Source organism: Paraburkholderia sp., from assembly GCF_036488505.1.
In the GTDB taxonomy this organism is placed as follows: Bacteria; Pseudomonadota; Gammaproteobacteria; order Burkholderiales; family Burkholderiaceae; genus Paraburkholderia.
In genome coordinates, this window is sequence record NZ_DASXHN010000313.1 from 1 (window position 1) to 12,697 (window position 12,697).

11 protein-coding genes are annotated in these 12,697 nt (G+C 63.9%); 1 reads left to right on the top strand and 10 read right to left on the bottom strand.

The window, feature by feature from the left end; genetic code table 11:
- The 10 genes from VGH68_RS18665 to tssA all read right to left on the bottom strand — a co-directional run.
- Nucleotides 1–336, bottom strand: a 336-nt coding sequence (locus tag VGH68_RS18665) for a DUF4280 domain-containing protein (protein WP_331605160.1), incomplete at its 3' end; no start/stop codon positions are given.
- Between the two features lie 59 nt (nucleotides 337–395).
- Nucleotides 396–3,179 carry a type VI secretion system ATPase TssH gene (gene tssH, locus VGH68_RS18670; RefSeq protein WP_331605162.1) on the bottom strand — a complete coding sequence of 928 codons (2,784 nt, stop codon included), beginning with the start codon at nucleotides 3,177–3,179 and terminating at the stop codon, nucleotides 396–398.
- A 5-nt stretch (nucleotides 3,180–3,184) separates the two neighbouring features.
- On the bottom strand, nucleotides 3,185–4,264 hold the full coding sequence (gene tssG, locus VGH68_RS18675) for a type VI secretion system baseplate subunit TssG (protein WP_331605163.1): 1,080 nt from the start codon (nucleotides 4,262–4,264) through the stop codon (nucleotides 3,185–3,187).
- Nucleotides 4,249–6,144: a type VI secretion system baseplate subunit TssF gene (tssF, locus tag VGH68_RS18680; protein ID WP_331605164.1), complete on the bottom strand. Its 1,896-nt coding sequence runs from the start codon at nucleotides 6,142–6,144 to the stop codon at nucleotides 4,249–4,251. The genes tssG and tssF overlap by 16 nt, the downstream gene beginning before the upstream one ends.
- On the bottom strand, nucleotides 6,141–6,662 hold the full coding sequence (gene tssE, locus VGH68_RS18685) for a type VI secretion system baseplate subunit TssE (RefSeq protein ID WP_331605165.1): 522 nt from the start codon (nucleotides 6,660–6,662) through the stop codon (nucleotides 6,141–6,143). The genes tssF and tssE overlap by 4 nt, the downstream gene beginning before the upstream one ends.
- A complete protein-coding gene (locus tag VGH68_RS18690) occupies nucleotides 6,655–7,491 on the bottom strand; it encodes a type VI secretion system accessory protein TagJ (RefSeq protein ID WP_331605166.1) in 837 nt (278 codons plus the stop codon). Before VGH68_RS18690 ends, tssE begins: the two co-directional genes overlap by 8 nt.
- A gap of 95 nt (nucleotides 7,492–7,586) precedes the next feature.
- A complete protein-coding gene (locus tag VGH68_RS18695) occupies nucleotides 7,587–8,075 on the bottom strand; it encodes a type VI secretion system tube protein Hcp (protein WP_331605167.1) in 489 nt (162 codons plus the stop codon).
- Nucleotides 8,076–8,119: 44 nt separating this feature from the next.
- Nucleotides 8,120–9,616, bottom strand: coding sequence for a type VI secretion system contractile sheath large subunit (gene tssC / locus VGH68_RS18700; protein ID WP_331605168.1), 1,497 nt, complete (start codon nucleotides 9,614–9,616; stop codon nucleotides 8,120–8,122).
- Between the two features lie 25 nt (nucleotides 9,617–9,641).
- Nucleotides 9,642–10,142 carry a type VI secretion system contractile sheath small subunit gene (gene tssB, locus VGH68_RS18705; RefSeq protein WP_414696962.1) on the bottom strand — a complete coding sequence of 167 codons (501 nt, stop codon included), beginning with the start codon at nucleotides 10,140–10,142 and terminating at the stop codon, nucleotides 9,642–9,644.
- A gap of 93 nt (nucleotides 10,143–10,235) precedes the next feature.
- A complete protein-coding gene (gene tssA, locus VGH68_RS18710; protein WP_331605170.1) occupies nucleotides 10,236–11,267 on the bottom strand; it encodes a type VI secretion system protein TssA in 1,032 nt (343 codons plus the stop codon).
- 865 nt (nucleotides 11,268–12,132) lie between these two features.
- Here tssA and VGH68_RS18715 point away from each other — a divergent pair.
- The coding region (locus VGH68_RS18715) for a hypothetical protein (RefSeq protein WP_331605171.1) at nucleotides 12,133–12,697 on the top strand (565 nt) is incomplete at its 3' end.

Genomic DNA, 12,697 nt, shown 5'->3' on the forward strand with positions numbered 1-12,697 from the left:
CCAGTTGCACATGCAGGTCGAGACGTTGTCGAGCGACGGCTGGTTGCCAAGCAGCACGGTCGGCGCGCCCGGTGTCCATGGCGTCATGGTGGCCGGGATGCACGGCATCGGCGTCAGCACGCCCAACGCCGCCGCCGTCGCGGCGGCGACAGTCGGATTGGCGGGCGAGCTGCACACGCCGAACGGCATGACGTTGACGAGCGGAATGTGATCCATGATGTTGGCCGCGGGCGGCCCTTCGCCCATCACCCGGTTGACCGGCAACACCACCAGTGACGAAGGCGCGGCACCGAACGAGCATTGCAGCGTTGCGCCCCTGCTGACTTGTTGTGGCATATCAAGGCATCCACTATGCGAAGTACCCGAAAACCCGCGCGGACGTTCCGTCGACCCAATCAATCGAACGTGTAGAGAAATTCACCGTCGCGCGCCCCGATCTGCACTTTCGTTACCGAGCTCCCATTCATCATCCGCGTCAGAAATTCCGTGCTGATACGCGGCAACAACGTGTTGGTCAGAATCGCGTCGATCATGCGGCCGCCGCTTTCGAGTTCGGTGCAGCGGCTGCCGATCAGCTTCACGACGTCGTCGTCGTAGCTGAACGGAATCTTGTGCGACCCGCGCATGCGCTTCTCGATGCGCCTGAGCTGCAAGCGGATGATCGCGCCCAGCATCTCGTCGGAGAGCGGGTAGTACGGAATCACCACGACGCGTCCCAGCAAGGCCGGCGGGAACACCTTCAGCAACGGCTCGCGCAGCGCTTTCGCGATTCCCTCGGGCTCCGGCATCAGCTCCGGGTCCTTGCACAGGCTCGTGATCAGGTCCGTGCCCGCATTGGTGGTCAACAGGATCAGCGTGTTCTTGAAGTCGATCACGCGGCCCTCGCCGTCTTCCATCCATCCCTTGTCGAATACCTGGAAGAAAATTTCGTGGACGTCCGGATGGGCCTTCTCGACTTCGTCGAGCAGCACCACGCTGTACGGACGGCGGCGCACGGCCTCGGTCAGCACCCCGCCTTCGCCATAACCGACGTATCCGGGCGGCGCCCCCTTGAGCGAGGACACCGTATGCGCTTCCTGATACTCGCTCATGTTGATCGTGATGACGTTCTGCTCGCCGCCGTAAAGCACCTCGGCGAGCGCCAGCGCGGTCTCGGTCTTGCCGACACCCGAGGTCCCTGCGAGCATGAACACGCCGACCGGTTTGTCCGGATTGTCGAGACCGGCGCGCGACGTCTGAATGCGCCGCGCGATCATCTCGGTTGCATGAGCCTGGCCGATGATGCGCCGGTTCAGGTTGTCCGCGAGCTTGAGGACGTTTTCGATTTCGTCGCGCACCATCCGGCCCACCGGTATGCCGGTCCAGTCCTGCACGACCGAGGCGACCGCCTGCCGATCGACGCTCGGCAGGATCAGCGGATCCTCGCCTTGATGCCGTGCGAGCTGCGCCTGCAGGTCGCGCAGTTCGGCGAGCCGGGCGTCGCGCGTCACGGCGTCGCTGACGGCGCTGACGGCGCTTTCGGTCGCGCCCGTAGCGCCCGTCGCGCCGGTCGCCGCGGCGTGGCCGGCTGGTGCGTTCGCCGCCGCAGCGCCTTCCACCTTGCCGGTCTCGCCGCGCAGTTGCGCGCGCAACGCGAGAATCCGCGTGACCAGTTCTTTCTCCGCCTGCCAGCGCAGTTCGAGCGTGGCGAGGCGCGCCTGTTCGGCGGCGAGTTTCTCCGCTGCCGCTGCGCGGCGCTCGCCGGTGTCGATCCCCACCGCGCTTTCGCGGCCGATGATCGCCAGTTCGGTGTCGAGCGCCCCAATACGCTTGCGCGAATCGTCGACCGAGGCGGGCGTCGCATGTTGACTGACCGCCACGCGCGCGCAGGCGGTGTCGAGCAGGCTGACCGCCTTGTCCGGCAACTGCCGGGCAGGGATGTAGCGGTGCGACAGGCGCACCGCGGCTTCGAGCGCTTCGTCGAGCACCTGCACCTTGTGATGCTGTTCCATCGTCGAGGTGACGCCACGCATCATCAGGATCGCGCGGGTCTCGTCCGGCTCGCCCACCTGCACGACCTGGAAGCGCCGCGTGAGCGCCGGGTCTTTCTCGATGTGCTTCTTGTATTCGGCCCAGGTGGTCGCGGCCACCGTGCGCAGCGTGCCACGCGCGAGCGCGGGCTTCAGCAGATTCGCCGCGTCGCCGGTGCCGGCCGCCCCGCCCGCGCCGACCAGCGTGTGCGCTTCGTCGATGAACAGGATGATCGGCTTCTCGGATGCCTGCACTTCCTCGATCACCTGGCGCAAGCGGCTTTCGAACTCCCCCTTCATGCTCGCGCCCGCCTGCAGCAAGCCGACGTCGAGCGTGCGCAGTTGCACGTCGCGCAGCGACGGCGGCACGTCGCCCGCCGCGATGCGCTGCGCGAAACCTTCGACCACCGCTGTTTTGCCGACGCCCGCCTCGCCAGTCAGGATCGGATTGTTCTGGCGGCGGCGCATCAGGATGTCGACCACCTGGCGAATTTCCTCGTCGCGCCCGACGATCGGATCGAGCTTGCCGCTGCGGGCCTGTTCCGTCAGATCGGTGGTGAAGCGCCGCAGCGCTTCCTGCTTGCCGAGCGCGGCTGCCGGCAGCGGCCCGCCCACGCCATCCGCGCCAACCGCGTCACCGTTTTCGCGAGACGCGCCGGCCGCCTGAAAGCCATCGCTCGCGCTCATCGCCGCTTCCGGCGACTCGCGCAGCAAGCCGTGGAACTCATCGACGAGCGAATCGAGCTTGATGCGCTCGAACTGGCGCGAGATGCCGTACAGCCCGTTACGCAATGACGGCGTCTTCAGCAGGCCGACCACCAGATGTCCGGTGCGCACCTGCGATTCGCCGAACATCAGCGAGCCGAATACCCAGCCCCGTTCGACCGCTTCCTCCACCTGCGAAGAAATATCGGTCACCGAACTGGAACCGCGCGGCAGCCGATCGAGCGCTTCGGTCAGATCGCGCGCCAACGCGGAAGGCTCGAGCCCGTAGTGTTTGACGATGCGATGCAGGTCCGAGTCGTGCAGTTGCAGAATCTGATGGAACCAGTGCGACAGCTCGATATAAGGATTGCCACGCAACTTGCAGAACACGTTCGCGCTCTCGATTGCGCGGAATCCGAGCTTGTTCAGCTTGCCAAACAACGCTGCCCGTTTGATCTCGGCCATTTTTGCTATTCCCTCGATGATGTCGGCGACGGCGCCGCCGCAGCCGACGCGCGGGCCGCCCCGGGAGTTCGTGACCGGCCATCCGCCCCGCTCGGGCGCAGCACCAGCTGACGCTGATCGCCGCGCGGCGCGTGGCCGAGCGTCCAGGTGGTGTAGCCGAGCCGCGTGTGGCGCCCGAGCTTCAGGCGTGGCACGTCCTGCTGCTTGAGCACCAGCCGCAGGTCCCAATCGAGCCCGTCGCGCGTGTAGTTGCGCACCCAGTCGACGAGGCGGTCCAGACTCTCTCCGCCGGGCAGGAAGCGCTCGTAGTCGGCGCGGCTCAACGGCCCGATGACGATGCGGAATTTATGCTGGCAATCCCAGACGCGCGCGCCGAGCAGCGTCGATGCGCCGAGCGACGCTGAGCCGGACGGTGCGCCCAGACGCAACAACGAGCCGGCCGGCAGCGTCATCCAATGGCCGACCCACTGCTCGATGTCGACCGGCAGATCGAAAAAGCGCGTCAGCACGAGTTTCAACCCGGCGGCCGGACGGGTCGGTCCGGCCAGCAAACCGGCGAAGTGCAGTTTGGCGAAATCGGGTACCGCGTCGCGCTCGCGCAGCGTCGGCTCGCCGAGCCCGAACACGCTGCCGACATAAAAGGAAAAGCGGTCGCGCGCCGGACGGTCGAGACTCACGGCCGGTTGAGCATTGGCCCACGCGCGGTAGAACAGCGCCACCATCCGGTGATGAAAGACATCTAGAAAACGCGCGAAGGTCGGATCGTTCGCATTGCGCGCGCGATCGCGCGCGTACTCCGTCAGATGGGTCGGCAGCGGCCCGTGCGGGCCGAGCAGACCGAAGAACTTGACCGCGAGGCGTGCGGCGTGATGTTCCGCGGCCGGCGTGAACGCGCCGAGCGTCGTCGGATGGAACACCAGCTCCGGCTCCTGCACGAAACGGATCGCATCGTCGCGCGGCTGCATCGACTCGCCCACGCGCGGCTTGTCCGGATACACGTTCTCCAGCAGCCGCACGGCCTGGAAAAAGTCGAAGCGGTGCGCGTCGTTTTCGAGCCGGCGCAACAGTGTCAGAGCGTCCGGCATTGTCCGACCCTCGCTGGCCAGCGCATGATCTCACCGCGCGACAGTGTCTTCACGACGGTCTCGGTGAACGAGTTGATCGATACGTATTGCGCGAAATAATGCGCAAGCACCGCACCGAGCAGAAACGCGCCGGCGCCTTCGAATGCGGTTTCATCGAGCGTCAGCGTCACTTCGAGACCGCGGCCGAACACGATCGGTCCGGCGCACGGCAAGCGTCGCGTCACCGAGCGCGAATCGATCGAGCGCACGCCTTCGATCAGCCGCTGGCTCGCGATCTCGTCCGCGGGACAGTACAGGCTCAGCAGATCGCGCAGCGAGCGAGCGCCCTCCTGCGCGTCGTTATCCAGCAGCGACGAGTAGTTCAACGACAGGTGGCTCAGCAGACGCCACGCCACGGCCCCGTGCGCATACGACGGCAGCGGCCGGCTGGGGCCGCTCACACAGCGGATGCTCTGTATCGGCGCTTCGACATCGAGTGTGAAATCGGCGAGGCCGACGCCGACCGGCATCATCAATGGCAAGTCGCGGTTCGTGCACAGCACCTGTAACCCGAGTTGCCGCAGATCGGCGCGAAACGGCGCGTTGCTCGCGTCCACCAGCGCGATGAACGTCTCGCTGCCGAGGTAGCTGGTGCGCGGGCCGCGCTCCTGCTGACGCGCCGAGGGCAGACGCTTTTCGCGGCGCACCTGGTAGTACGCGCCGGCGCGATACGTGGCCCCGAGGTCGCGCGCGCGATAGAACGGCTCGAAACGCTGCTCGCCGCCGGCGCCCGCGCTGTAGCCCGTCGCCGACTCGATCTGATAGATCTCGAAGTCCATCGGCCGGGTGCGATCGGCCACCACGTGATATTCGAACTGCTCGTCCGACAGCGCGATGCGATCGGTGCGCCTTGAAAAAAGATTGATCGCGGGCGTGCAATGCAGCGCAAAGTTATTGGCGTCGAGCGATTGTTCGAGCAGCGGATCGCTGCGTTTGAGCAGCACGATGACTTCGATCTCGGTGTCCGCGCACCGGCGCAACGCCGCTTGCAAGCCATCGATGGCGACAAACATGAAGCGCTGCGGAAAGGCGAAATACTCCTGCAGCAGCCTGTAGCCCTGGAACGACTGCCGGCTCACCGGCAGCAACGCTTCATCGTCGGCAAAACCCAGCGGCCGCAGCGCGCTCGCCGGCAACTGCAGATGCCAGGCCGCCGGACGTTTGGCCGGCATCACGACGATGCTGCTCACCGAACCCAGCAGGCGCTCGTGGATGCGCGTCGGCATGCCGTCCGCGCCGCGCAGATACAGCGTGAGCCGATCGAGCTTCAGCTGGTTGAGCTTCAGACCGCCGGTGGCGCGCAGGCGCAGTCTGAGGCCGGCCTTGATACCGGCGGCTGCCGCGATGCTCGCCGGCAACGCGCCGTCCATGCCCCCGAGCGAGCCCCCATGCGTAAAAAGCCGCGCCTCCACGATCTCGAGCGGCCAAAGCGTCAGCTCATGCGCGCTGCGGTATTCGCAACGCGTGGAGCCGTTCTTGTCGAGGCCGCTGCGCAGCGCGCTGCCGCGTGGAATCCGCACGCCGTCCGCGAGATTCGAACTGCTGAGCTCGGGCTGCACTTGCACCACCGCCATCGACGGCGTGGGCGCGAGGTAATGCGGGTACACCAGTTCCGCGAGGTGTTGGGTGAAGCGCGGAAACTCATCGTCGATTTTCAGTTGCACCCGCGCCGCGAGAAAGCTGAAGCCTTCGAGCAGACGCTCCACGTACGGGTCCGCGCATTCGAGGTTTTCCAGTCCGAGCCGGCCGGCGATCTTCGGAAATTCGCGCGCGAACTCGCCGCCCATCTCCCGAAGATGCTGCAGTTCCTGGCTGTAGTATTTGATCAGGTCTGGATTCATGGCTTCAAGCGCGGTCCGCCCTGGTCGATCACCCGGATCTCACCGACTTCCAGATCCAGTTCGGTCCTGAAGTAGAGCCGCTCCGGATACGGCTGCGCCCACAGATCGCCTTCGACCACGAACGACACGGTGTTATGGCGCCCGGTCGTCTCTTCGACCTGCATCGAACTGACCCGCACGGTATCGCGCAGAATGCGCGGCTCGAACGCCCAGATCGCATCGCGCACGAGCCGCTCTAGCCGCAATGGATCGATGCCGGAAGCGGTCTTGCCGGCAATATCGGGCAAGCCGAAATTGATCACGGAAGTCGCGACATACGGGTAGCCGTTCAGATCCTGCACCGACGCGAGGCCATTCGCGTTCAGTAGCCAGCCGAGGTCGCGCTGCACGCTCTCGCGCAACGCGCGCATCGACAGGACGCGGCGCTCGCGCGCTTCCTGCTTTATCTCCGGTTCGAGATCGGTGAGCCGGTCGAGCAACGAAGGTTGCAGGCGGTCGCGGGCAGTCAGCTCAGCCATGATCCGGCACGGCCGCGCCGTCCTCTCCGGGATGCGCGTCACCGCTCATCAGTTCGATGGTGCGCACGTCGAAGAGCGCGTAGTCGTTCGCATCGGACGCGAACATGCGCTGTCCCACGGGCCGCGCGAGCGCGGGATCGTCGCCGATCCATTCGGTCAGGCGCGCCAGCCACAGCGCGCGATTCTGCTCGGCGAGCGTGCCCGGATAGCGGACGGGAATCAGCCCGGCGGCCTGGCCGTCGTTGGCCCATGTGAAGATCGCCGGCATCCAGACCCGGTCGCGCAGGTCGCTTGGCGGCTCGATTTCGATGCGTTTGATGCGGAAAAAAGGAATCCAGTAATAGCGGCCGTTGAGCACGGTCTCGAGTGTCGGGCCGAGCCGGTTATCGGCGTCGGCGAGCCACGTGAACGGCTCGCCGTTCAACGCGCCAGCGGTGGCGGGCGCTTCGTCGAGCGCCTGCGCGCGCGCGGCCGCAGCCGCGCCGCTATCGCCGGTGGCATCGAGCCGCAACGCTTCGCGAAGCAGCGCGAGCCAGCCGGTCGGCTCGCCGAAAATCAGCGGCGCGCGCTCGCCTTTGAACACCGCTTCACGCAGCGCCTCGCATTGCAACGCTTCACGATAGGTTTGCACCATCGGCAACGCGGCCGCGTCGAGTTCGCCGACGACGTTCAGTTGCGTCAGTGCGCGATCCCAGGCCCCCGTCACCGCGAGCAACTGGAACAGAAAGACGCGATAGGCGGCGTTCGACGGATCCTTGCGAACCTGGTTTTGCAATTCGCGCAGACATCCATCGAGATCGCCTTCGCGCAAACATTCTTCTGCGTTCATGCCGGTTCGCTCCGGTCTGGCTTACGTGATCTCACCCGCCGCCGCACTGCAACGGCGGGGCCGCCGCAGTGCGGTCGCCCTTCGCGGTCAGCCGATCAGGTTTCCGCGTTGCCGGGGATGTTCCATTTCACTTCGACCACTCCGCCCTCCTTCGCGCCCTTGGCGTTTTGCGGCTGGTACTCGACATGGAATTTTTCGAAGTTCAGCGTGACGGTCTCGGTGAAGCGTTCTTCGCCGCCCGAACCCCCGGTCGAATAGGCACTGACCAGCAAGCCCTCCAGGGTAATCTTGTAGTACTCGAGCGGATTGTCGCCGCCGGCCTTGCGCACGGTCAGCACGGCCTTGTCGATGTGCGTGCCCTTGGTGCAGGCCGCCATGATCGGCGGACTCGCTTTGTCGCTGTATTTGGTAAACGACAGATCCTGCACCGACACCTTGCCGGCGCCGCCGCCCGTGCCCATGTGCATCGTGCCGCTCTGACTGAGCCCCCAGCTCCACGCAAGCACTTCGATCTCTTCCTTGTGGGCCTTGTCCTGGGACTCGCCCTTGATATCGCCCAGCTTCATGAACATGTCGATGGCCATCTTCTTCTCCGCTCAAAGCAATCGTCACTGAATAGGGGTTTCCGTCATGCCGCCTTGGCCGACGGAAGCTTCGAAACCAACCGTAGCGACACGGTCAGGCCTTCCAACTGGTAGTGCGGACGCAGGAAAAACTTCGACGTGTAATAACCGGGATTGCCTTCGACTTCCTCGACGACCACCTCGGCGGCCGCGAGCGGCCGTCGTGCCTTGGACTCCTCCGTCGAGTGCACCGGATCGCCGTCGACGTATTGCAGGATCCAGTTCTGCAGCCAGCGCTGCATGTCGTCCTTCTCCTTGAAGCTGCCGACCTTGTCGCGCACGATGCACTTCAGGTAGTGAGCGAAGCGGCTACAGGCGAACAGGTAAGGCAGACGGGCGGCCAGGTTCGCGTTCGCGGTGGCATCGGGATCTTCGAACTCGGCGGGCTTATGCAGCGACTGCGCGCCGATGAAGGCGGCGAAATCGGAGTTCTTTTTGTGCACGAGCGGCATGAAGCCGTTCTTCGCCAGTTCGCTTTCGCGGCGATCGCTGATCGCGATTTCGGTCGGGCATTTCATGTCGATGCCGCCGTCGTCGGTGGGGAACGCGTGCACCGGCAGATTCTCGACCGCTCCTCCCGACTCGATGCCGCGAATCCGCGAACACCAGCCGTACATCTTGAACGAGCGGTTGATATTGGTCGCCATCGCATACGCCGCATTGGCCCATGCGTATTTGCCGCTGTCCGCACCGGCGGTGTCTTCCTCGAAGTCGAATGCTTCGACCGGATTGGTCTTCGCGCCATACGGCGCACGGGCGAGAAAGCGCGGCATCGCGAGACCCACGTAGCGCGCATCCTCCGATTCGCGCAGCGACCGCCACGCGGCATGTTCAGGGGTCTGAAAGATCTTCGTCAGATCGCGCGGATTGGCCAGCTCCTGCCATGAATCCATCAGCATCACCGCAGGGTCTGCGCCCGCGATGAACGGCGCATGCGCCGCCGCCGAGATCTTGGCGATCTGCGTGAGCAGATCGACGTCGGGCCCGCTGTTGTCGAAGTAATAATCGGCCACCAGCGCGCCATACGGCTCGCCGCCGAACTGGCCATATTCCTCTTCGTACAGCTTCTTGAAAATCGGGCTTTGATCCCACGCGGTGCCCTTGTACTTCTTGAGCGTCTTGTACAGATCGCCCTTCGATACATTCATCACGCGGATTTTCAACGACTCGTCCGTCTCGGTGTTGTTCACCAGATAGTGCAAGCCGCGCCATGCGCTCTCGACTTTCTGGAACTCTTCCGAGTGGATGATCTGATTGATCTGGGCGGTCAGCTTCTCGTCGATCTGCGCGATCAGCGACTCGATCGTCGCGAGCACATCGCCCGAAATCACGTTGGTATCGCGCAGCGCCTGTTCGGCGAGCGTGCGCACCGCCGTCTCGACGGCTTCCTTTGCCTTGTCGCTCTTCGGTTTGAATTCCTTTTGCAGCAGATTCGCGAAATCGCTCGTTTCAAGCGCCGCTTCGCCGGGTTGCGCTTGCCCTTGGGTACTAGGTTCAGCCATGGTCAGACTCCCCTGTTGATCACGCTCATTGCTGCGGCTTCGGTGCGGACGCCAGCGACTGCAGCAACGCAGGATCGTTCAGCAACTTTGCGATCAGCTCCTCGGCGCCGGTCTTGCCGTCCATATAGGTCAGCAGGTTCTGCAACTGGCCGCGCGCTTCGAGCAGCTTCGACAACGCGTCCACCTTGCGCGCGACCGCCGCGGGAGAAAAGTCGTCCATGCTCTCGAAGGTCATGTCGACCGCGAGGTTGCCTTCACCGGTCAACATGTTCGGCACCTGGACGGCGACACGCGGCTTCATCGACTTCAGGCGCTCGTCGAAGTTGTCGACGTCGATCTCGAGAAACTTTCGATCCGCCACGGGTACGAGCGGGTCCGCCGGCTGACCGGAGAGATCGGCCAGCACGCCCATCACGAAGGGCAGGTTGACCTTTTTCTCCGAACCGTAGACTTCGACGTCGTACTCGATCTGGACGCGCGGCGCTCGATTGCGCGCGATGAATTTCTGGCTGCTTTCCTTGGCCACGACCCTTCCCCTGGTTGACGCCGCACGGCCGCGAGCAGCGTGGCCCATGACTGGCGTTGCTAGAAGCAAAAAAGCACATCCCCGCCTGACTGCTTACTCGTTATCGATACCGCCGATCTGCCGGGCCTGGCTCATCCCTTCGGGCGCGAGGTCCTGCAGAATTTCCATGAAGTTCTTGTCGACCAGACGGCGCGCGCGCAGCAGCAGCAGCGGAACCGGGCTGGAGGGTTCATGCCGCTCGTAGTACGCGCAGATTTTGTCGATCAGGCGAATCACGTCCTGACGATCCGCGACGTCGCCCGACAGCGCGGCAGCCATCGGCGCCGCGCCAACCGGTGCGGCCATCGCAGCGTCGTGCTCCGATGAAGCTTGCGCAGTCCCGGCCGGGACGTCGACACGTTCGCCGAGAAAATCGGCGGCGCGCCGCAACAGTCTCGTGAGCGGCGACAGGTCGATCGAACGTGCCGCGCCGACGCGCTCGGTCAACACCGTCTCGATACGCATCGCGCTATGCAGCGCCGCGAGCAGGGCCGCGTGCGCGGCGGCGGCATCTTCGCGCGCGTCGGCGATCACCGCGTCGATCGAGCTCAGCGACGGCGCGTCGCCGCCGTGGACCATCGGCACTTCTCCGGTCGCAGACTCGATGTCGCGCAGGCTGACGACGCCGTGCGCGCGCGACGACGCGAGCGGCGCATCGCGCACGTCCACCAGCATGCCGGACGGATCCACGAGTGCGGCGAGCGCGTTCACGCGGGCGGTCGGATCGTTGCCATCGTCGGGATCGAGCTGCGGGTAAACGTGATCCCAGCGCTGTTCGAGCAACCCTTGCACGAGCGCGAGACCCTCGGCGAAGCCGGTGAAACCCTGGCGGTTCAGCAGCGCGCGCGACAGGTGCGCGGCGACGCGCAAGTCCCGCCCCTTCGCGAGCAGGTCCAGGGACAACGCTTGCGCCTTTTTCCAGTCAGGCGGCGTCGCGGCGACCAGCGTTTCGCCGAACTGCACTTCCGGCTTGCCATGGATGACCTGCTCGAGCGCAAGAAAGTCAGGGTCGTACTCAAGGTCGTCCCCGCACGGAGTGGCAACTGATATGTCGGCTAGCATTTCGCCCGCAGCAAGCGTGGCCATGTCTGGTATGGGTTCCGGATGAGTATCTCGATGCACGGTAAATGACCGGTACGGGTTGCCTTGCCCGCCAGGAATCGGCGTTTCACAGAAATACGTGTTAACTCTAATTAGATTGCGCGCACGGCTATTCCAACGTTTTTATCGGAGGTGCGTACTTTCGCGCCGGTAATTCGATATGAGAATAGCACGCACTCCGGAAATTCAAAGTCGGGATATCGATAGAAACGGAATCGACAAATTAAACCAGACAGTAAATGTAGTACGAATAAGCTCGCTAGATGTTTAAAACGTCAGACGTTTCCGTTGGGTGCTATCAATAAGCCGGAGCAGCCGGTCGCCTGACCATCCAACGATCCCGGTCCTTTCTGGACAGTCGTTTGGCGGGATCGGGCGACATCTAGGTAAACGAATCAGACGCCCGGATTTTCAAAAACATCCGTAGTTCGTAAACGATCGGTAAGGGTTTGGATTCCGCTTAGGGGTTAATACCGATGGCAGTATGACACCCGTCTGGAACGGGGAATGACAGATTAAGTTTTATCTTGTAATAAACAAAATGGGCCAATAGACTAATTCTGTTTGCGCCGGTTTTATGGCGGATTTGTCTTATTGCGCGCAAGTGGCCGCGCGGCCACTCTATTCGGTGGCGAAGCCAGTGCCGGACTCGTTGAAGGCTCGAATCCGGCGCAACCAAAGCCCGGCGAAAAATAGGCAGTGTCGGCAGCGGGCTCCGTTCCCGGCAAGCGGGCTCACCACCTCGGGGTGAAAAGTGGCAGATATCCAAAGCGCACCAAGAGCTGACCACACTGGGGAAAGCACGCTGCCCGACCTGTGGCAACGGCGCACCTGTCTGAGCCGCGATGAGATGGCATCGATCTATACGATCGTGCGCCGCGCGCTGACGGGCTACCATCCGTCGGAACTGCAGGCGTTGGGCGAGGACAAGGAGGAGCTCATCTCGCAGTTTCTTTATTTCAAGGTGTTCCGTCTCGATACCGCACCGAGCGCATTGCCCGCCTTCCCGCTGCACAGCGCGCCTTCCACCAGCCATGCCGTCTGCGCGTACTTCCGCCGCTATCTGATCGACTGTCTGCGCAGCGCACGCCATCAGCGCAACGTATCGCTCGATGACGACGACGTGATGTTCCAGATCGAGCGGCAAACGGTTTTTCAGCCGGATCCGATTGGCTCGGTTTTGCTGCAATACGGGTTGCACGAAGCTGAAGTACGCGACTCCGCGTCACACTTCATCGCGTCGCTCGATAACGCCGACCGTATGCTGCTTGCCGGCAGTCTCGGCTGGCTATCGAACGAAAAAGGCGGTTTGTCGCAGGTCGCCGCCCGTTACGGTATCGCGTCGTATCACTATCGGGCGCGCAAGCTCGGCGTCACCTTGAAAAAAGGCTCGATACCCGCGGACTTCGCTCGCA

Coding starts and splice junctions, on each gene's coding strand:
- tssH (WP_331605162.1), bottom strand. CDS start 3,179: ATGGCCGAGATCAAACGGGCAGCGTTGTTTGGCAAGCTGAACAAGCTC.
- tssG (WP_331605163.1), bottom strand. CDS start 4,264: ATGCCGGACGCTCTGACACTGTTGCGCCGGCTCGAAAACGACGCGCAC.
- tssF (WP_331605164.1), bottom strand. CDS start 6,144: ATGAATCCAGACCTGATCAAATACTACAGCCAGGAACTGCAGCATCTT.
- tssE (WP_331605165.1), bottom strand. CDS start 6,662: ATGGCTGAGCTGACTGCCCGCGACCGCCTGCAACCTTCGTTGCTCGAC.
- VGH68_RS18690 (WP_331605166.1), bottom strand. CDS start 7,491: ATGAACGCAGAAGAATGTTTGCGCGAAGGCGATCTCGATGGATGTCTG.
- VGH68_RS18695 (WP_331605167.1), bottom strand. CDS start 8,075: ATGGCCATCGACATGTTCATGAAGCTGGGCGATATCAAGGGCGAGTCC.
- tssC (WP_331605168.1), bottom strand. CDS start 9,616: ATGGCTGAACCTAGTACCCAAGGGCAAGCGCAACCCGGCGAAGCGGCG.
- tssA (WP_331605170.1), bottom strand. CDS start 11,267: ATGGCCACGCTTGCTGCGGGCGAAATGCTAGCCGACATATCAGTTGCC.